Here is a 20,136-nt window from a genome sequence, read left to right on the forward strand (position 1 = left end):
TTGAGCGCTCCGGCGAGGTCGGGGAGGAAGGCGCCGCGGTTCTTCGCCACCAGCTCCCGATGGAGCGTGACCGCCTCCTCGCTCGCCGCCAGCGCTTCCTCCCGGCGGCCGAGACGGGAGAGATCGCCGCCGAGGTTGTTGAGTGCGGAGGCGAGGTTGGGGAGGAAGGCGTCGCGGTTCTTCGCCACCAGCTCCCTTCGGAGCGTGACCGCCCCCTCGCTCGCCGCCAGCGCCTCCTCCCGGCGGCCGAGATCGGACAGATGAGTGCTCAGGTTGTTGAGCGCTGCGGCGAGGGCGGGCAGGAAGGCGTCGCGGTTCTGCGACGCCAACTCTTGATAGAGCCCGATCGCCTCCTCGCTCGCCGCCAGCGCCTCCTCCCGGCGGCCCGCATTGGATAGCAGAACGCTGCGGTTGTTTGCGTCCCGCGCCCGCGTCTCCCTATCCGGCAGCATGTCCTCCGCCACCATGGCTGCGCCAGCCTCGGCGGCGATGGTGCCGAGAACGCCGCGCAGGCGGACCGGTGCGGCATTGGCGCTGACAAGCTGGCCGGCGGCACGGGCCACCGCCCGCGCCGAACGCGCCCGCGCCGCGGCGTCGAGGCCCAGCAGGGCATCGCGCAGATCCTCCTGCAATGTGCCGGTCTCGGCCTGGGCGGCGAACAGAACCGACGCGGCGAGCACTGGGTTCTCCAGCCGCGGTGCCAAGGCGGCGCGCAGCGCTTCGCGGGTGGGCGAGACCACCTGAACCGCCTCATGGACGAAGTCGCCATCGGGGTTCTGCCGGCTGATCCGGTTCAGCCCGACGAACACGATTGGCCAATCCTCGGGAAACGCATCGAGCAGCGCCGGCAGCAGGTCGCGCGCCTTCGCCAGCACCTCGCCGATGATCTGCTCGCCCAGAAGGTCCGGCAGGATGGACCGTGCGGTGCCGTTCGGGCCGCCATAGAGAAGGCGCAGCGCGTCGAAGACCGCCTCCCGCGCCGCATCATCGACCGGGCGCCTGATCCTCTGCGCCGCCAGGTCGATCAGGCGGCGCAGCGCATCCTCCCCCTGTTCCGCGGAAAGGCCACCCAGCAGCGTCAGCCCGGCCGCGCCCTGCGTGGCGAGTTCCGCGACAGGCTCGCGCGCTTCCCCACCCAGGATGCCACGCAGGGCGCGCCGCAGATGCGCGCGCTCGTCATCGGCAAGCGTCGCGAGCGGTGAGACGACAACGGCGATGCCGCGCACCCGCAGATAGGCCCGGATCGCCAGGTCGAGCGGGCTTCCGCCTGCGCCCGGCTCCACCGGCCGCGCCTGCCAGTCGGCGGCCACCAGCCCTGCTTCCCCGGGCCGGCGCGGTGCTTGCGCAAGCCGCGCGGCGAAGGCGGAGCAGGCGGCATCGAGGAAAGCCGGGATCGCTGCTGGCGCGACGCCGAGATCGGCCGCGATGGCCGTCTCCTCGAAGGGCAGCCGCGTCGCGGTGTCGATCCCCTGCAGGAAGCCCCGCCACCAGGCATCCGTGCGCGCGAGCAGCAGCACGCGGATCGGGCCGCCTTCGGGCGCTTCCTCCAGCACCGCGGCCAGTGCCTGCAACTGGTCCTGCCGCGTCTCCGCATAGTCGATGGCGATGAAGATGCCGCCCGCGCCCCGCCGCGCCAGCAGCGCCGCCAGCCGGTCCGCCCCCGGCGCCAGGGCGGCGGCGAGTTGCCCGTGGCCGAGCAGCCCGGCCTGCCAGCCCAGCCCCGCCGCGTTCAGCCGCGCGATGGCTTCCAGCGCGAGCCGCGTCTTGCCCTGCCCGCCTGCCGCATGGATCAGCCGGACGCGGACGTCGCCGCCATCCAGGATCCAGCCGAGCAGCGTCTCCTCCCCGCGATCCTCCAGCGTGCCGAGCAGCCCGCGACTGTCATCGAAGGGGATCAGCCCGTAATCCGCGACGATCATGGCGGTCGGCTTCCGCGCGATCGCGTCCGGCGGCAATTCCCGGTAGCCGCGCTGCATGCGCAGCCCGGTCATCAGCCGGAGGATTTCCGCCGTATTCGCCCGAATCTGCTGGACCGCCGCCGGCAGGCCGGCCAGCGCCGACGCCAGGCCATCGACGCGCGTCGCAAGGCCGTCGATGGCCCTGTCCTGGGCCTCGGCCAGGGCCTTCACGGCCGAGAGTTGCTCGGCCTGCCACAGGGTGTTGAACTCGGGCTTGCTGCGCAGCCGCTCTGCCGCATCGAGGATGAAGTCGTTGAACCAGCAGGCGACCTCGCCCGGCTTGCCGCGGAAGGCTGTCAGGAAGTCGTCGGGTAGTTCGAAGCTGGCGGAGGGCGAATCACCCGGGGTGGACAGGGGAGGGGGAACGTCGGCGGCGCCGCGTGCGTCCGCCTGCGACCGGGCCAGCAGCGTCGTGAGTTCGTCGAGCGCCACCGCTTCGATGCCCACCTTGAGCTTCTGCAGGGCTTTCGCTGCCTGCGCTTCCGCCTTTGGCTGGCGACGCTCCGCGAGCCCCGCGTCGAAGGCATCGGGCAACGCCTTGAGAAGCGATGTCCGGACCCGCTGCTCCGCCTCCGGGGTCGCTTCCGTGAATCCGAAGCGCAGGTCCCGTGCTTCATCCTCCTCCGCGCCGCAAAGTGCCCGGATGTGGCGGATCAGCGCGTCATCGGCCAGCTGCCGCGCGCGATCGTCGTGATGGTCCACGTCGCGCGTAAGCGCCTCGAACCGGCCGACCGCGGCGCGCAGGGCCCGCAGATGCGCCAGCCGCAACTCCATCAGAACAACGTGGTTCTGGTCGATGCCGGCCAGGCTGTCGAACCAGCGCTCGCCGGCTGCACGGTCGAAGTCCTTGAAGAGTTCAGTGGCAAGGTTGCCGGCGATGTTGCCCGTGATGCCGCCGGCAAAGGCGAGGCCGAGGGCGCCTGCGGTGATGGCAGGACCACCGCTGCAGGCCACCGCAGCCGCCGTGGCGCCCAGGCCAAGCACGGTCAGCAGCTTCCGGTTCAACCATGGGGGCGCGGCGATTGGGATGGCTCGGAGCTCCCTTAACCGATTCGATGCTAAACCAGATTTACCGCGCGTCCACCGCGCCCGTCTTCCCGCTGGCGGGCAGGAAAAGAGCTACGGATTTCGAACGCGTCCTTCAACTAGCTTGCGGCGGCCGACATCGCCCGTTTTCCGCCCATGAGGACCTGCCGCAACTCGAAGCCCATTTGTCAGCGCTGCAGTCGGCTTGCGGTGCTGCCTCTTCCTGTTCTCCAGCTCCTGCATATCCCCGGGCAGCCCGCTCCCCACTCCCCCGTCGCCCCCATCTGCCCTATCGCTTCCCCCCACATGCTCCCCCCCACCCAGCTCCCGCTCCCCCTCGCGCGCCCGCCCTCCTCCGCCCGCGCGGACTGGGTGCCCGATGTCTCCAATGCCGAGGCCCTGGCCTGGCTGGCCGCCCCCGCCACCTGGCCGCTGCATCGCCTCGCCCTCTCCGGCCCCCCCGGCACCGGCAAGTCCCATCTCCTCGCCATCGCCGCGGCGGATCACGGCTGGCGCCACCTGCAAGGGCCGGCCCTGACGCAGGCGGAAGCCCTGGCCCCAGCCCCGGGCACTGTGCTGGACCAGGCCGACCAGGCGGAGGAATCCACCCTCTTCCACCTCATCAACCAGGCCGCCGCCACCGGCGCGCCCCTGCTGCTGGCCGCCCGACTTCCCCCCGCCCGCTGGGCCACCACGCTGCCCGACCTCGCCAGCCGTCTCCGCGCCACCCATGCCGTCGGCCTGGCGGAGCCGAGCGACGGCCTCCTCGCCGCCCTGCTCACGAAGCACCTGGCCGACCGCCAGCTCCGCCTCGACCCCGCCGTCCAGGCCTGGCTCCTCGCCCGCCTGCCGAGGGACGCCGCCAGCCTCGGCGCCGCCATCGCCGCGCTGGATGACGCCGCGCTGGCCCAGTCCGTCCCCATCACCCGCCCCTTCGCCCGCCAGATCCTCGGGCCCCGGCCTGGCGAGGACGACACGGATGATGACCGTTTCGGGAATGATTTCCCCGAAACCTCCCCGGATGCCGATAACCCGGGCTAGTCTCGGCGCATGGACACGCACGCCCCCGCGACCCTCGCCGCCGACAGCCCGCAGCGCTTCATCAACCGCGAACTGTCCTGGCTCGCCTTCAACACGCGCGTGCTGGAGGAAGCGGCCAACCCCCGCCACCCGCTGCTGGAACGCCTGCGCTTCGTCGCCATCAGCGCCTCCAACCTCGATGAATTCTATTCCGTCCGCGTCGCCGGCCTCATCGGCCAGGACCGCGCCGGCATCTCCACCCCATCCCCCGATGGCCTGACCCCCGCCCAGCAGCTCGCCGCCATCCACGGCACGGCGCAGGGCCTCATCGCCGCCCAGCAATCCGCCTGGCATGAGCTCCGCGGCCTCCTCGCCACCGCCGGCCTGGTGGTCAGCGACCCCGAAGCCCTCTCCGCCCCCGACCGCGAATGGCTGGAGGGCTGGTTCATGGACCGAGTCTTCCCCGTCCTCACCCCGCTGGCGGTCGACCCCGCCCACCCCTTCCCCTTCATCCAGAACCTCGCCCTCTGCATGGTCCTGAAGCTGGTGCGGGAGGAAGACGGCGGCACCATGCGCGCCCTTCTCCCCGTCCCCCCGCAGATCGAGCGCTTCATCCGCCTCCCCCCCACGCCGGACCGCGCCATCCGCTTCGTGATGCTGGAGGATCTGATCGTCCTCTTCCTCCGCCGCCTCTTCCCCGGCTTCATCACCGCGGAGCACGGCCTCTTCCGCCTGATCCGCGACACCGATGTGGAGTTCGAGGAAGAGGCCGAGGACCTGGTCCGCAGCTACGAAACGGCCCTCAAGCGCCGCCGCCGCGGCCGCGCCATCCTGCTTTCCGTCGATGCCCGCATGTCCCCCGACATGATCGACCTCGTCGCCCGCGAACTCGACGCGGACCGCGCCAACGTCTTCACCCTCGATGGCCTGCTCGGCGTCACCGACCTCAAGCAGCTCATCGTCGACGACCGCCCCGACCTCCTCTTCACCCCCTACACGCCGCGCTTCCCCGAACGCATCCTCGATTTCGGCGGAGACTGCTTCGCCGCCATCGCCGCCAAGGACATCGTCGTCCACCACCCCTATGAATCATTCGACGTCGTCGTCCAGTTCCTCCGCCAGGCCGCGCGGGACCCCAACGTCGTCGCCATCAAGCAGACGCTCTACCGCACCACCCGCGACAGCCCCATCGCCAAGGCCCTGATCGAGGCCGCGGAATCCGGCAAATCCGTCACCGGCATCGTGGAAATCAAGGCCCGCTTCGATGAGGAACGGAACATCGCCCTCGCCCGCGAACTCGAAGCCGCCGGCGTCCAGGTCGTCTACGGCTTCGTCGAGCTGAAGACGCACGCCAAGGTGTCGCTCGTCGTCCGCCGAGAACGCGACGCCCTTCGCAGCTACGCCCATTTCGGCACCGGCAACTACCACCCCATCACCGCCCGCATCTACACGGACCTGTCCTTCTTCACCGCGGACCCGGCCCTGACGCGCGACGCCGCCAAGCTCTTCAACTACATGACCGGCTACGCCCGGCCCGAGACCATGGAAGGCCTGGCTTTCGCCCCCCTGACGATCCGCCCCGCCCTCCTCGGCCTCATCGACCGGGAGATCGCCTTCGCCCGCGAAGGCAAGCCCGCCGCCATCTGGCTCAAGCTCAACTCCCTCGTCGACGAACAACTCATCGACGCGCTCTACCGTGCCTCCCAGGCCGGCGTGAAAGTGGATTGCGTCGTCCGCGGCATCTGCTGCCTCCGCCCCGGCATCCCCGGCCTTTCCGACTCCATCCGCGTCAAATCCATCGTCGGCCGCTTCCTCGAACACTCCCGAATCTACGTCTTCGGCAACGGCCACCGCCTGCCATCCCGCCGCGCCCGCGTCTTCATCAGCAGCGCGGACCTCATGGCCCGCAACATGGACTGGCGCGTCGAAACCATGGTCCCGATCGAGAATGCGACCGTCCACGCCCAGATCCTCGACCAGGTCATGGTGGTGAACCTCCAGGACAGCATGCAAAGCTGGCAACTGGGACCCGACGGCACCTACCGCCGCCTGCCCCCCGGCACGAAACCCGTCTCCGCGCACGAATACTTCATGACCAACCCCTCCCTCTCCGGCCGCGGCAGCGCGCTTCAGCAACGCCCCGCCGCCCCATCCCGCCGGTCCCGCCAGGACCGCGTGGCCCAGGACTGATCAGGACAAACACCGCTTGGACCTCCCCCCGACCCACACCACCAGCCGCACCCACCCGCCCCGCCTCGGCGTCGTGGACCTCGGCTCCAACTCCGTCCGCCTGGTCATCTTCGAAGGCCTGACCCGCAACCCCCTGACCATCTTCAACGAGAAAGCCGTCCTCGGCCTCGGCCGCGGCCTGCAACTCACCGGCCGCCTCAACGAAGCCGCCATCGACCCGGCGCTGACCGTCATGGCCCGCTACGCCGCCGTCGCCCGCGCCATGGGCGCCAACCCCGTCCAGGTCATCGCCACCGCCGCGGCGCGGGACGCGGAAAACGGCCCCGCCTTCATCGAAGCCATCCGCACCCGCCTGCCCGACATGCCCGTCCGCGTCCTGACCGGGGAGGAAGAAGGCCGCCTCTCCGCCGACGGCGTCCTCCTCGGCTTCCCCGGCGCCGACGGCATCCTCGGCGACCTCGGCGGCGGCTCCCTCGAACTCGTGGACCTGCGGCACGGCACCGCCGGCCCCGCCGCCTCCCTCCCCATCGGCGCCATCCGCCTGGCCGACCGCGCCGGCGGAGACCCGCTGCGCGCCCGCGCCATCGTCGAATCCGAACTCGCCCGCATCCCCTGGCTGCGGGAAGGTGAGGGCAGGGACCTCTACCTCGTCGGCGGCGCCTGGCGCGCTTTGGCCCGCATGCACATCGCCCAGACCGCCTACCCCCTCTCCATCGTCCACCACTACGTCCTGCGGCGGGAGGAAGCCCGCGACCTCGCCGGCCTCGTCGCCCAATCCCCCCGCAAGATCCTGGAGAAAATCCCCGGCGCCCCCGCCAAGCGCCTCGGCGACATGCCCTTCGCCGCCATCACGCTGCGGCGCCTGCTCCGCGCCACCGGCGCCCGCCGCGTCGTCTTCTCCGCCAACGGCCTCCGCGAAGGCTGGTACGCCAACCTCCTGCCCGACCCCATCCGGCAGGAGGAACCCCTGCTCGCCGCCGGCCGCGAACTCGCCCAGCGCTGGGGCCGCGACACCGCCCTCGCCCCCGCCCTCCTCGCCTGGACCCACCCCCTGTTCGAGGATGAAGCCCCCGAACAACAGGACCTCCGCGAAGCCTCCTGCTGGATCGCCGACATCGGCAGCCACGACCACCCGGACTACCGCGCCGAACAAGCCTTCTACCGCGTACTCCGCCAGCCCGGCGTCGGCCTGGACCACCACCAGCGCGCCTTCCTCGCGATGGTCGTGGCGCTGCGCTACGAAGCCGACACGACCATGGGCTTCCTCGCCACCGCCCGCGTGCTGCTGGACGCGAGCGCCGTGAAGCGCGCCGAGATCCTGGGCGCCGCCCTGCGCCTGGCCTTCACCCTGTCCGGTGGCACCCCGGTGCTGCTGCGCGGCACATCACTGCGCCGCCACGGCGGGGAATTGCAGTTGAGACTTGTGGAGGGCAGCGGCGTCTTCGCCGGGGAGAGCGTGCAGCGAAGGCTAGACGCGTTGGCCGCCGTGCTGGGGCTGACCGCAACCGTCGAAGTCTCAACGGCGGGCTGAACCCTAAACCCTCCCCCGCGCTTGCGGGGGAGGGAGGGGCCCGTGCGAAGCACGGGAGGGTGGGGGACCGCGCACCCCCGCAAACCCACAAGCAACAGCATCAAGATCGGGGCTCCGCCCCGAACCCCGCTGGGGACGATGATCGTCCCCAGACCCCACCCAAATTGGCGCCCCTCGCCGAATGCCTACCCGTCGAACCCCGCCACGAACTCCCCCGCCGACACCACCGCCACCCCGCGCCACGGGTTCAACACCAGCAGGTCCGCATCCCCCGACACGATCACCCCCGCGCCACCCGCCAGCGCTGCCTCCAGCACCATGTTGTCCTTGGCATCCCGGCAATCCGTCACCGCCTCGACCGGCTCGACCCGATCCGCCCGCACCAGCAGCGCCCCCACGAACCCCGCCACCACCTCGGCCGAGGCGCCATACCGCCGGAACTTCGGCCGCATCAGCACCCCGCGAAGCTCCGCCTCCATCGCCGCGGAGAAGCACAACCGGAACCGCGCACGCGCCACCAGCAACGCCGTTGCCGCCACGCCACCCGGCGCGACGAAGGCACTCACCAGCAAATTCGTATCAAGGACGATCCGCGGCACGATAAGCGGCGATCTCCGCCTCGATCTCCGCATCCGTGAGGTCAGGCACCCCCGGCTCTCGCTTCAACCCCGCGAGCAGCGCCACCAGCGGATCAGCCTCCCCCGCCGGCGAATGCAGCAGCCGCGTGAGCATCTGCCCGGCCAGCGAAAGCTTGGCCGGATCATCCCGCAACATGTCCGCCGCCTCCTGCGAGAGCGGCACGGGCACCATGACCACCTGGTTCATCGGAACCTCCTGCGCCCCAGCATAACGCCAGAGCGCGCGACCTTCACGCGAATCAACGCCGCTCCGCGTTCCAGGCGGCAAGCTCGGCATCCACATCTGCCTCGTTCAGCCCGGCCGCCTGCGCCTTGCGCCCTATCGCGTCCATCATCGCCAGCAGCGGATCGCCCGGCGCGGAGTCGCGCAGCAGATCATCAACCAAGCCCTCCACCATTGAGAGCTTCGCCGGACCGTTGCGCGATATGTCGCCTGCTTCTGGCGACAACGGTATTGCTCCCAGTATTGGCAATAGCATGGGAGTGTCCCTACCTCCGCTCTGGCGCTTACTCAGCTACCTAATAAAGACTACGAATGTCGAAAGGTTGTGAATCGCTTCAAGTTATCAATTGGTATACGAGCTATTTTCCTGGGCAGGAGTCTTAACATTCATGTCTGGATTTCGGTATAATAGGGAGGCGTTGGTCGGAACGCGCTGACGTGGCATCCAATGATCAGACAATATTGTTTTCGATCTCCGGAGCTTGGCCACGAGCTTGTTTAGCTCAGCATGAGTAATGGCGCGGCGGGACAGAACCTGTGGCCATATCTCACCGTAGGCTGTCGCGTCTGTTGCGCTGCTCCCTATAAGCGCAAGCAGCATTTGTTCGGCGAGTTCTGCCTCGCGTTCAATAAATGCAGCTATCGCACTCGGCTTCATTTCCGCGGATGAAAATAGTTCTGTCTGCGATCCGCTCCGCGACTCCATTTTTACTCCGTCCCGAACGATCTCCTGTTCTTCTATGGTTTTTTGTTGAGCGTCGCGGAATTCCTTGACCCCGGCTCGGTGTCGGGTCGCGTAGACCAGTGAGTAGATATGTCGATCTATACTCGGCCGCAATATCGGTGTTTCAGCAACAAAGCTATAGCCCCCAACGTCGCGGAGTGTCTGAGCGAAAGCCTCAAGAATGATGGACCGCCGCTCTTCGCTCGGCGCTGATAATAGTCGTTCGCGCCAACTTGTGGTTGTAATTAAATTATTAACTTTGCTGACAATATTGGAATCGTTCATCGAAATGGCGCGATTGATAAAGTCAAACATGAAATTAAATAGAATTTCAGTGTTTGGCCGCCTTAGCAGTGGTACAATTTCTGAGGTATTGATTCCCCAACCCTTGGGATCAATAAATAAAAAGGTAAAAGTTGAGAATGATAGGCTGTTCATCAGGGCGGGGACAAGAGTTACAAAATCTCCCCTGAGTGGCGTAATTTCTATATCTGGATACCGTTCGGGTACTTCGGTGAGCTTGGCAAACGCTTGAGCGTTCTTTTCAACTAAAAGTGCGCGCATTCTTATGTGGTGGCCGTGATTTGCCCAAGCTTGCTTCGCTTTGCGCATTTCCTCCAGCGCGATTCCGAAAGATGTATCTGAAAATGTGTCGCTACTACTTTGCCATGGGCCGGAAAATCCATCAACATATGTGAATTCTTGGAATGCCCCAGCAACCTTGTGTATCAAGCGCGAAAAATAATTCCTCAAGAGATAATGTTTTATGTATGCTTGTTCTCTTCCTTTATAGTTTTCTGGCGGGTTTGCCATTTTTAAGCGACCTTCGCGCGAATGCTCGAGTCCGGTAGATCATTCCATTCCCGCCCATCAAGCGAACGACCTCCAGTTTTTGGTCGAAAGCCTCCCCACTGCTTGAAAAAAAAGGCTACGCCTTGTTCGGCGCACTGGTCACGAACCTCTCTTGCCCAATCGATATGCATCGGGCGGGCGTTAGGGCCACTTTCTCCACCCGCGATGACCCAATGTATGTCTCTCAAATCGAGCAGTCCAATGGACCCGATCAAGGGCTCTATTGACAAAAAGCGGACGGCCGATGGCGATCCACGGAGATGCTCAATTCGGCTTTTGGCGCCCGCGTCCTCGACGGATACCCCCGTCCAGATATGCGCGGGTGGCGACGTTTTCTCGTACCGTCGCTTGAGATATGCGCGCATGGTCGAACTGCGCTTGGTCAGCACCTGAAAGACATGCCAGTGGGCTGTCTCCATCGTACTGAACACTTGATCGATAAACGGGGCTGGGACTCGCTTGTGAAACAGGTCGCTCATCGAATTAACAAAAATCATGCGAGGACGGCGCCAAGATAAAGGCTGCGAAATCCGTTCCGGCCTGATGGTTAGATCAAAGCCGTTCTCAAACGGATGTCCCGCCACGCCACGGAATCGCTCTGAGAATCGCGCCGCGTAGCAGTTATCGCAGCCGCGCGTTATCTTCGTGCAACCCGTAACCGGATTCCACGTCGCATCTGTCCACTCAATGGTGCTGCCATCTGCCATGACGGTTACCTTGGAAGTACGTGCACAAGACTAACTGGGCTCCTAAATCATGGCAATAAAAACGCGCAAGTGGCTGGTCAGCAACGAATCCCCTTCGCCGTAGGTAGCACCCCCTGACAGTTCGCATGGTGGTCACGAAAATCGTTGCGTGTAGGACGAAAATCTTATACGATGGTAGGCTCTGGCACGTCGGATCCCCCCATGCTCCCCCTCCACCCCACCCCCTCCCACCCCTGGTCCCCCCTGACCGACGAGGAGTGGCACTTCCTCGAACCCTATCTCCGCCCCACCAACAAGCGCACCGGACGCCCGCCGAGGGACCGCCGCGCCACCTGGGACGCCATCTTCTGGCTCGCCGTCACCAACGCCCCCTGGACCGCCCTCCAGGCCAATCGGCGCGTCACCAAGGGCAACGCCCACAGCGCCCTCGCCACCACGGCCAGGACGGGCGTCCTATCCCGTCTCCTCCTCGCCGTCTCCCGTCATCCCTTCGCGGACCCGGCCCTCGCCTCCCTGGAATACCGCATCGCCACCACCTTCCGGCGTGCGTCCCGGATCGTGCCGGCGGAGGATCTGCTCCTCGCCCGTACCCTCGGCATGGCCACCGCGCTGCCGCTCGATCCGGCCGATCTGCCGCCGCCGCCGAAGCCCGGCGCGCCCCTGCCGCCTGATCGCATCCGCCTGGTCCTGCGCATCCCGGCCCAGGCGCTGCGCGGCCTCCCGGCCCCGCCGCCCGCCCGCGTCCCGCGCCGCCCGCAGGCGCCCCTGCTGCCGATCGCGCACGCCACAGCGCAGCCCCGCCGGCGGCGGGGACAGCATGAAAAACGGTGCTAAATGCACCTAATCGGCTAAATGGGCTTTACGGCTCAGCCCCAACCCCTTGATTCCGAACGAAAGCCGGAATCGACCCCTAAAAATACTATGCCTAAATCCGTAGTAGCGCCCGGACCCGCAAGCTAACCCGCTGAAATCAGCCGGATCTTCTTCCCGTCCACGCCCAGCGCCACCTTGCCCGCCTTCAGCGACAGCGCCGCTTCCCCGAACACGTCCCGCCGCCAGCCCACCAGCGCCGGCACATCGGTCTCCCCGGCCGCCAGGCGTTCCAGCTCATCCGTATTGGCCAGCAGGCGGGGCGCCACGTGGTGCTCCTCGCTCTTCGCCGCCAGCAGCACCTTCAGCAGTTGGACCAAAGCGGGGGAGGGGGCTGCCCCGCTCCGTTCCCGCGGCGCCTCGGGCAGGGCGCTGTCCGGCAGCCCCTTCGCCGCGGTGATCGCCGCCAGCAGGCTCGCGCCGGACTTGCCCTTGGCGAATCCCTCGGAGATGCCGCGCGCCCGCGCCAGGTCGTTCACCGTCTCCGGCGCCGTGGCCGCGATCTCCAGCAGGGTTTCGTCCTTCACCAGGCGCTGCCGGGGGATGTTGACGCGCTGCGCCTCCTTCTCCCGCCACGAAGCCGCGGCGCGCAGGATGCCGAGGAACCGGCGGTTATGCGTCCGCGGCCGCAGCCGCTCCCACGCCGTCTCGGGGTCCTGGCGATAGGTCGCGGGGTTCGCGAGTTCCCCCATCTCCTCCGCCACCCACCCGTCGCGGCCCTCGCGCGCCAGCTTGGATGTCAGCCCGGTATAGATGCGCCGGAGGTGCGTCACGTCGGCGGCGGCGTAGTTGATCTGGGCGGGGGAGAGCGGGCGCGCCGCCCAGTCGCTGAAGCGGTGGGCCTTGTCGATCTGCGCATTGGCGAGGGAGCGGGCGAGCTGGTCATAGCTCACCTGGTCGCCGAAGCCGGCCACGGTGGCGGCCACCTGCGTGTCGTACAGCGGAGTCGGCACCGCCCCGAACTTCAGCAGGAAGATTTCCACGTCCTGCCGGGCCGCGTGGAACACCTTCACCACCGCGGGGTCCGCCAGCAGCGCCCCCAGCGGTGCCAAATCGAGCCCCGGCGCCAGCGCATCCACCACCGCGACCTCATTGTCGCCCGCAAGCTGGACGACGCAGAGTTCGGGCCAGTAGGTCCGCTCCCGCATGAATTCGGTGTCGACCGTCACGAAGGCCTCGGCACGAAGCCGGGTGCACAGCGCGCTGAGGGTCTCGGTATCCGTGATCAGGTCAGGCGACGCGTCGGCGCCCGGGGTGCGGCGGCTCATGGGAACCCGTGTAGACCCGCGGAGGGGCCGGGGGAAGCCATGCTGGTCCCCTTGGGCCCTTGACAGGAGGGGCCCCGTGCGGCGCTTTCGCCCCGGAATCCTCATTTGCTCGCAGGCCCATACCCATGCACGCCTATCGCACCCATACCTGCGGCGCCCTCCGCGCCACCGATGCCGGCAAGACCGTCCGCCTCTCCGGCTGGGTGCACCGCAAGCGGGACCATGGCAGCCTGCTGTTCGTGGACCTGCGCGACCATTACGGCCTGACCCAATGCGTGGTGGCCCAGGGCGCCCCGGGCTTCGACACCCTGGATAACGCCCGCCCCGAAAGCGTGGTGACCGTGACCGGAGAGGTCGTGCCCCGCGAGGGCAGCACCATCAACCCCAAGCTCCCGACCGGAGAGATCGAGCTTCGCGTGCGGGAGGTGACGGTCCAGTCCGCGGCGGAGGTCCTGCCCATCCAGGTCGCCGGAGAGCAGGAATTCCCGGAGGATCTCCGCCTCCGCTACCGCTTCATCGACCTGCGGCGCGAACGTCAGCACCGCAACCTGATGCTCCGCGCCAGCGTCATCGCCAGCATCCGCCGGCGCATGATCGATCAAGGGTTTACTGAGTTCCAGACCCCCATCCTGACGGCCAGCAGCCCGGAGGGTGCGCGAGACTTCCTCGTCCCCGCCCGCAACCACCCCGGCAAGTTCTACGCCCTGCCCCAGGCCCCCCAGCAGTTCAAGCAGCTGGCGATGGTCGCCGGCTTCGACCGTTATTTCCAGATCGCCCCCTGCTTCCGGGACGAGGCCAGCCGCGCGGACCGCTCGCCGGGTGAGTTCTACCAGCTTGACTTCGAGATGAGCTTCGTCACCCAGGAAGACGTCTTCGCCGCCATCGAGCCTGTTCTGGCCGGCGTGTTCGAGGAATTTTCGTCCTATTCCGGCACCAAGCGCGAAGTCACGCCGGCGCCCTTCCCCCGCATCCCCTATGACCAGGCGATGCTCGAATTCGGGTCGGACAAGCCGGACCTGCGCAACCCGCTGCGCATCGCCGATGTGACCGAACACTTCGCCGGCGGCTCCTTCGGTCTTTTCGCCAAGATCACGGCCTCCGGCGGCGTCGTCCGCGCCATCCCCGCGCCGGGTGCCGCCAGCCAGCCCCGCCGCTTCTTCGACCAACTGAACGAATGGGCCCGCAGCGAGGGCGCCGGCGGCCTCGGCTACATGACGTTCGAGGGTGGTGTCGGCGCCGGCCCGATCGCCAAGAACCTGGAACCCGCCCGCGCCGCCGCGCTGCGCGACGCGATGGGCCTGAAGGATGGCGACGCCGTCTTCTTCGCGGCGGGGAAGGTGGAGGACGCCGCCAAGCTCGCCGGCAAGGCCCGCACCCGCATCGGCACCGACCTCGGCCTGGTCGAGAAGGATGTCTATCGATTCTGCTGGGTGACGAACTTCCCCATGTATGAGCTGAACGAGGAAACCGGCCAGATCGACTTCAGCCACAACCCCTTCTCCATGCCGCAGGGGGAGCTGGAGGCGCTGAACACGATGAACCCGTTGGATATCAAGGCCTACCAGTACGACATCGTCTGCAACGGCATCGAGCTGAGCTCAGGTGCCATCCGCAACCACCGCCCCGACATCATGCTCCGCGCCTTCGAGATCGCGGGCTATGGCGCGGAGGTCGTGGAACAGCGCTTCGGCGGCATGCTGAACGCCTTCCGCTACGGCGCCCCCCCCCACGGCGGCTCCGCCCCCGGCATCGACCGCATCGTCATGCTGCTGGCCGATGAGCCGAATATTCGTGAAGTAATTTTGTTTCCTATGAATCAGCAGGCGGAAGACCTGATGATGGGCGCCCCCGCGGCGGTGGAACCGGCCCGGCTGAAGGAGCTGTCGATCAAACTCGACATCCCCCCCGCCAAGACGGGTGCGGCCGGGCCCAAGGCGTCCTAGATACCGGGGGCCAGCGCCTCCAGGAGCATCCATGGCCCAGCCTCGCCGCCTCACGCTCGCCGCCGCCTTCTGCCTGATGGCGGCTCCTGCCTTCGCTCAGGGTCCCGTCACCACGGGCCCCCGCGCGGGTGTCAGCGAACAGGCGCTCTCGGCCGGCATCGCCCGGATGGCGGCCCATCGCGCCGCCTACCGGCTGGACCTCGGCGAGGCCCGCAATTCCGGCATCGCCTCCGTCCGCGGCGCCATGGTCTTCGACGTGGCCGATGCCTGCGAGGGTTGGGCCACCCGTCAGCGCATGACCATGACCGTCACGGATCGCGATGGGCAGGAGATCGAGACCGTCTCCGACTACGCGACCTATGAGGCGAAGGACAATTCGCGCCTTCGCTTCTCCCTCACCCAGACGACGCAGGGCGCCGTCAGCCAGCGCGTCTCTGGTGAGGCGGAGTTGAACCCCGACGGTTCCGGCACCATCCGCTACGCCGAACCCGCGGGGAAGGAGGAGGCGCTGCCTGCCGGCACCCTGCTGCCCATGCGCCACACCGTCCTGGCTGTGGAGACTGCCCGCACCGGCCGCCGCCTGCTGACCTCGCCGCTGTTCGACGGCACCTCCGACGAAGGCCCGCAGGACACCACGACGATCATCTCCGCCTGGTCTCCCGCGGCCGCCCAGCCGCGCTTCCCGCTGATGGCGGACCAGGCCTCGGGCCGCATGCGCATCGCCTTCTTCGAACGCGGGGCCGGCGGCAATGGCGCTTCCCAGCCGGAATACGAGGTCGGGCTGCGCTACTTCGAGAATGGCGTGGCGGACGAGATCATCATGGATTTCGGCGAATTCTCCGTCTCCGGCCAGGTGCTGGAACTGGCCGCTCTGCCCGCGGGCTGCTGATCACGCCACGCGGCTCGGCATCCCGCCCTCCGGCGCCCAGTCCGGCACCGGGGCAGGGGACCGCACCACCGGCGTGGCGAAGGATCGCCGCGCCAGCCGCTTCTCCACCCGCCGCGCCAGGCGGCGGGACGGCACTTCCACGCAGCGATACATCGGCAGCGCCGCCGTCAGGGCCAGCAGGGTCGCGAAGGCGGCCATCGCCTCCGGCGGCCAGTCATCGTGCAGCGCATGCATCGTCGCCACCAGCACCGGCACATGCACGAGGTAGAGGCTGAAGGAGATTGCCCCCAGCCCGACCAGCAGCGATGACCGCAGCAGCGCCCTCAACCGGCCCGGCTGCCGCGCGATGACGATCAGCAGCGCGGAGGCCGCATAGACCGGCAGGTCGGAGGACATGCTGAACAGCGCCAGCGTCGCCATGCCAGCCGCGATCATCGCCTGCGGCGACAGCCGCGGCACATCCTGCCCGAGGGCCAGCGCCAGCGCGGCGCCGGTGCCGATCCCGCCGGCGAAGTAGAAGCTGGCCGCGACGGTACTGTGCAGCTGCGGCCCCAGCAGCACACGGTTTTCCGTGGCGCCGCCCATGATGCCGATCGCCATCAGCGCCAGCACCGCCGCGACGAACAGCGCGACCCGCCCGCGGAACAGCAGCACCAGCGGCAGCAGCAGCGACAGCCGCCATTCATGCACCAGCGACCACAGCACCACGTTCAGTCGCATGTCGTCATTGTCGGCTATCAGCGCGATGTTGGACGCCACCTGGCCGAGCGTCGGTGGCTCCAGCCACGTGAACAGGCTGCGCTCCCGCCATTCAGCCGGCAGCGCCGGCTCCGCGAAGCCGGCATAGAGCGCGACCGACAGCAGCACGGACACCGCGACCGGCAGGCCGAGCCGGATGGTCCGTTGCGCGGCGAAGGCGCCGAGCCCCGGCGAGCCGTTCCGCAGCAGCGCGCGCACCAGCACGTAGCCGGACAGCACGAAGAAGAAGAGGACGGCGGGCCGCCCCATTTCCACGATCCGCAGCGGCGTCAGCTGCGTCATCGTGTAGCGCAGCCAGCCCGCGCCGGTGATGGCGGGCGTCTCGTAGTGCGGGATCAGCTGGACCGCGTGGTGGATCAGTACCGCGAAAGCGGCCAGCCCCCGCAGCGCGTCGAGCTCCTCCAGCCGGTCGGTCGGCTGGCCGGGGCGCATCTCTCGTTGCATCGGCGTCTCCCCATGGGTGGTCATGAGGCGGGGCAGGCCGATGGGGGCTAGGGCGGAAGCATGGCGGGCTGTCGTCCGAGGCGGCTGACGGGGAAAACCTCCGGCGCCGCCCGGCGGTTCCCCGCCATGCTCAACTTCCTACTTCAACAAGCGTCGAAGATCGCCTGGATCGCGTCGCGATTGCGCGTGCGGGTCAGGGCCAGCATCAGCAGCACGCGGGCCTTCTGCGGCGTCAGGTTGTCCGCGTTGAGGAACCCCTCCGCCCGGTAGCGCTTGGCCGGGAAGGTGCGCCCCGACATGGCGCGGGAGGACAGGACCACGGTGCAGCCCGCTTCCATCGCCTCCGCCAGCGCCACGCGCTCCGCCGGCGTCGTAAAGCCCGGCGCGAAGGCCGCCGCCACGATCCCCTGCGCGCCGGCACCGAGGAAAGCCTTCACCGCCACGCCATCGCCACCGGCGACGGAGTAGATCACGTCGACGCGCGGCGGCGTCGCCATGCCCGCCACGTCGAAGCGGTCCGCCACCGGCAGCACGCGCATGGGGCGCCGCCAATAGGTGATGCGGTCCGCATCGGCATGGCCGAGCACGCCGACATCGGGGCTGCGGAAGGTCTGCATCCTGCCGGTGGAGGTCTTGGTCACTTCCCGCGCGGCCTGGATCTCATCGTTCAGCACGACGAGAGCGCCCATGCCGCGGCTGTCGGGGTGGCCCGCTACGCGCACCGCCTTCACCAGATTCATGTGCCCGTCGGTGGACAGGCCGGTGAAGGGCCGCTGCGCGCCGGTGACCACGATCGGGATGTCGCTGGGCACGGTGAGGGAGAGGAAATAGGCCGTCTCCTCCAGCGTCGCCGTCCCGTGGGTGATGACGATGCCATCGAGGTCGGGATGCGCCGCCCGCAGCGCCGCGATCCGCGCCAGCAGCGCCTGCCAGTCCGACCAGCCGACGGCGGTGGAGGGGATGGCGGAGTGCAGCACCGGGATGACCTCGGCCACCTGCTTCAGCGCGGGAATCCCCGCCACCAGCTCCTCCGCATTCAGGATCGGGCGGCCGGAGGAGGCGTAGTCCTGCACATCCAGCGGATCGAGGCCCTGGGAGGCGATGGTCCCCCCCGTCCCGATCACGGCAACCTTCGGCAGCCCGCTCATGCGGCATTTCCTTCTACGACAGCGGTGGTGAGGCGGGAGACGCAGGCGAGCTTCCCGTCGGCACGGCGGATCTCGGTCTGCCAGACCTGGGTGCGGCGCCCGGTATGCAGGGGCCGGCAGATGGCGGTCACGGTCTGGCCCTTCGGCACGCCCGCCATGTGGTTGGCATTCACCTCGATCCCGACCGCAAGTTGCCCTTCCGGCAGGGTCATGATGCTGGCCAGGGTGCCGAGCGATTCGGACAGCACCACGCTGGCGCCGCCATGCAGCAGGCCGAAGGGCTGGGCGGTGCGGTCGTCCACCGGCATTTCCGCCTGCAGCGAATCCTCGGTGATGGCGGTGATGCGGATGCCGAGATGGCCGGACATGTTGCCCACCATCCGCGCGTTGATCTGTTCCGCCGTCCAGTCGCGCTTCCAGAGAGCCATGGCGATCCTCGTCCGATGAAGCCGCGAAGTCAGCGCGGCCAGCGGCGCGTGGTCAACCCACCCGCCCGGGACAGCCTGACCCAGCGCGCCAGCATCAGCCCCGCCACGATGAACAGCCCGATCGCGAGGCCGAGCCAGATGCCGATGGGCCCGAGCCCGCCGGGGAAGGCCAGCGCCAGGCCGCAGGGCAGGCCGATGACCCAGTAGCCGAGGCCCGCCAGCAGCATCGGCACGCGCGTATCCTTCAGCCCGCGCAGCGCGCCCGCCGCCACCGCCTGGACGCCATCCGCCAGCTGGAACAGCCCCGCCACCAGCAGCAGGGTGGTGGCCAGTGCCGCCGTCTCCGCGGCGCCCGGATTGGCGGCATCCAGGAACAGCCAGGCGATCGGCCCGCCCGCCAGCAGCAGCAGCGTGGCCGCGAAGGCCATGAACCCCGCCCCGAAGCCGATCGCGACCCAGCCGGCCCGGGACGCGGCGCTGGCGCGCCCGGCGCCCGTCGCCAGCCCGACCCGCGCCGTGGCGGCCTGGCCCACGCCCATCGGCACCATGAAGGTCATGGCCGCCACCTGCACCGCGATGGCATGCGCCGCGACGGCCAGCGCCCCCATCCAGCCCATGGCGATGGCGGCGGCGGAGAAGACCGCGATCTCCAGCGCCATGGCGCCGGCGATGGGCAGGCCGATCGCCGCCACCTCCCTCAGCCGGGCCGCATCGAATCGCCAGAGCCGGCCGAACAGATGGTAGCGCCGCAGCCGCCGGTCCCGCGCGATCATCGCCACCAGGCCCGCCAGCATCGCGAGGTTGCAGAGCGCGGAGGCCAGCCCCGCCCCCGCCACGCCCAGCGCCGGAACGCCGAAGCCGCCATGGATCAGCCAGTAGTTGAGCGGGATGTTCAGCGCGATGCCGAAGCCGGAGACAACAAGCGCGGCGTTCGGCCGCTGCTCCGCCGCCAGGAAGCCGCGCAGCACGATGAAGCCGCAGAACAGCGGCATCCCCCACATCATGGCGCGGACATACTCGGCGGCGAGCGCCGCCAGCGCTGCCTCCTGCCCGAGGGCCAGCAGCACGGCTTCCGTGTTCCACAGAAGAACCCAGGTCGGCAGCGTGCCCGCGGCCACGGCCCAGAAGGCGGCGCGCACATCCCGCCGCATGCCCCGCAGATGCCCGCGCCCCCGCCCGCGCGTCTGCGCGCAGAGCGGCGCCGCGGCCAGCGCCAGGCCGAAGGTCGGCGCCAGGGCGGCGAAGTAGAGGTTGCTGCCGAGCGTCGCCGCCGCCAGTTCCAGCGTGCCGACGCGGCCGAGGAACACCGAATCGGTCAGGCCGAGCGCGAACTGGCTGAGATTGGTCAGCACCAGCGGCCAGGCCAGCGCCAGCATCGCCCGCCATTCGGCGGACCACGCGCGCCCCTGCTTCCCCCCGGCATTCTCGTCCATGGGCCGGGCATAGCGCGTCGCGCCTGCCCTGTCGCATGACCACGCTTGGGGCGGCGCCATGGCTGCGTTTAGGATGCGCGCAACA

17 protein-coding genes are annotated in these 20,136 nt (G+C 68.5%); 6 read left to right on the plus strand and 11 right to left on the minus strand.

Annotation, left to right across the window (positions count from 1 at the left end; genetic code table 11):
- Nucleotides 1–2,963, minus strand: a 2,963-nt coding sequence (locus BM041_RS05600; protein ID WP_175533756.1) for a tetratricopeptide repeat protein, incomplete at its 3' end; no start/stop codon positions are given.
- A 327-nt stretch (nt 2,964–3,290) separates the two neighbouring features.
- On the opposite strand from BM041_RS05600, the gene BM041_RS05605 reads away from it, so the two are divergent.
- Genes BM041_RS05605 through BM041_RS05615 form a run of 3 tightly spaced genes read left to right on the plus strand, consistent with a single transcriptional unit; the run spans nt 3,291 to nt 7,725 of the window.
- Entirely contained in the window at nt 3,291–4,025 is a 735-nt protein-coding gene (locus tag BM041_RS05605; protein WP_092956592.1) for an HdaA/DnaA family protein, read from the plus strand.
- A 9-nt stretch (nt 4,026–4,034) separates the two neighbouring features.
- Nucleotides 4,035–6,194: an RNA degradosome polyphosphate kinase gene (locus tag BM041_RS05610; RefSeq protein ID WP_092956595.1), complete on the plus strand. Its 2,160-nt coding sequence runs from the start codon at nt 4,035–4,037 to the stop codon at nt 6,192–6,194.
- Nucleotides 6,195–6,210: 16 nt separating this feature from the next.
- On the plus strand, nt 6,211–7,725 hold the full coding sequence (locus BM041_RS05615) for a Ppx/GppA family phosphatase (protein WP_092956598.1): 1,515 nt from the start codon (nt 6,211–6,213) through the stop codon (nt 7,723–7,725).
- 185 nt (nt 7,726–7,910) lie between these two features.
- Here the strand turns inward: BM041_RS05615 and BM041_RS05620 are convergent, their stop codons facing one another.
- The 5 genes from BM041_RS05620 to BM041_RS05635 form a co-directional block, all read right to left on the minus strand.
- Nucleotides 7,911–8,324, minus strand: a complete 414-nt coding sequence (locus tag BM041_RS05620; protein ID WP_175533757.1) for a putative toxin-antitoxin system toxin component, PIN family — start codon at nt 8,322–8,324, stop codon at nt 7,911–7,913.
- Nucleotides 8,305–8,550 (minus strand): hypothetical protein, encoded by a 246-nt coding sequence (locus tag BM041_RS05625; RefSeq protein WP_092956603.1) that lies wholly within the window; start codon nt 8,548–8,550, stop codon nt 8,305–8,307. Before BM041_RS05625 ends, BM041_RS05620 begins: the two co-directional genes overlap by 20 nt.
- A 52-nt stretch (nt 8,551–8,602) precedes the next feature.
- A complete protein-coding gene (locus BM041_RS30445) occupies nt 8,603–8,749 on the minus strand; it encodes a hypothetical protein (RefSeq protein ID WP_175533758.1) in 147 nt (48 codons plus the stop codon).
- Between the two features lie 180 nt (nt 8,750–8,929).
- Nucleotides 8,930–10,123, minus strand: coding sequence for a three-Cys-motif partner protein TcmP (gene tcmP, locus BM041_RS05630; RefSeq protein WP_092956606.1), 1,194 nt, complete (start codon nt 10,121–10,123; stop codon nt 8,930–8,932).
- A gap of 2 nt (nt 10,124–10,125) precedes the next feature.
- Nucleotides 10,126–10,869: a DUF5131 family protein gene (locus BM041_RS05635; RefSeq protein WP_092956610.1), complete on the minus strand. Its 744-nt coding sequence runs from the start codon at nt 10,867–10,869 to the stop codon at nt 10,126–10,128.
- A 201-nt stretch (nt 10,870–11,070) separates the two neighbouring features.
- Between BM041_RS05635 and BM041_RS05640 the strand changes: the two genes are divergently transcribed.
- Complete coding sequence (locus tag BM041_RS05640; RefSeq protein ID WP_175533759.1) at nt 11,071–11,703, plus strand: transposase; 633 nt, start codon at nt 11,071–11,073, stop codon at nt 11,701–11,703.
- Between the two features lie 122 nt (nt 11,704–11,825).
- Here the strand turns inward: BM041_RS05640 and rnd are convergent, their stop codons facing one another.
- Nucleotides 11,826–13,007 (minus strand): ribonuclease D, encoded by a 1,182-nt coding sequence (rnd, locus tag BM041_RS05645; RefSeq protein WP_092956616.1) that lies wholly within the window; start codon nt 13,005–13,007, stop codon nt 11,826–11,828.
- Between the two features lie 125 nt (nt 13,008–13,132).
- Here rnd and aspS point away from each other — a divergent pair, with 125 nt between their 5' ends.
- Both aspS and BM041_RS05655 read left to right on the plus strand, forming a co-directional pair.
- Nucleotides 13,133–14,950: an aspartate--tRNA ligase gene (aspS, locus tag BM041_RS05650; RefSeq protein WP_092956619.1), complete on the plus strand. Its 1,818-nt coding sequence runs from the start codon at nt 13,133–13,135 to the stop codon at nt 14,948–14,950.
- Between the two features lie 31 nt (nt 14,951–14,981).
- Nucleotides 14,982–15,839 carry an EipB family protein gene (locus tag BM041_RS05655; RefSeq protein WP_092956622.1) on the plus strand — a complete coding sequence of 286 codons (858 nt, stop codon included), beginning with the start codon at nt 14,982–14,984 and terminating at the stop codon, nt 15,837–15,839.
- Here the strand turns inward: BM041_RS05655 and BM041_RS05660 are convergent, their stop codons facing one another.
- From BM041_RS05660 to BM041_RS05675, 4 genes are all read right to left on the minus strand, one after another.
- Entirely contained in the window at nt 15,840–17,066 is a 1,227-nt protein-coding gene (locus tag BM041_RS05660; RefSeq protein ID WP_092956625.1) for an acyltransferase family protein, read from the minus strand.
- Nucleotides 17,067–17,185: 119 nt separating this feature from the next.
- Nucleotides 17,186–18,190, minus strand: coding sequence for an asparaginase (locus tag BM041_RS05665; RefSeq protein WP_092956628.1), 1,005 nt, complete (start codon nt 18,188–18,190; stop codon nt 17,186–17,188).
- Nucleotides 18,187–18,618 carry a hotdog fold thioesterase gene (locus tag BM041_RS05670; protein ID WP_092956631.1) on the minus strand — a complete coding sequence of 144 codons (432 nt, stop codon included), beginning with the start codon at nt 18,616–18,618 and terminating at the stop codon, nt 18,187–18,189. Before BM041_RS05670 ends, BM041_RS05665 begins: the two co-directional genes overlap by 4 nt.
- Before the next feature lie 29 nt (nt 18,619–18,647).
- Nucleotides 18,648–20,051: an MATE family efflux transporter gene (locus BM041_RS05675; protein WP_245761938.1), complete on the minus strand. Its 1,404-nt coding sequence runs from the start codon at nt 20,049–20,051 to the stop codon at nt 18,648–18,650.
- Nucleotides 20,052–20,136: the final 85 nt, after the last annotated feature.

The sequence above is a fragment of the Falsiroseomonas stagni DSM 19981 genome (assembly GCF_900114315.1).
In the GTDB taxonomy this organism is placed as follows: Bacteria; Pseudomonadota; Alphaproteobacteria; order Acetobacterales; family Acetobacteraceae; genus Falsiroseomonas; species Falsiroseomonas stagni.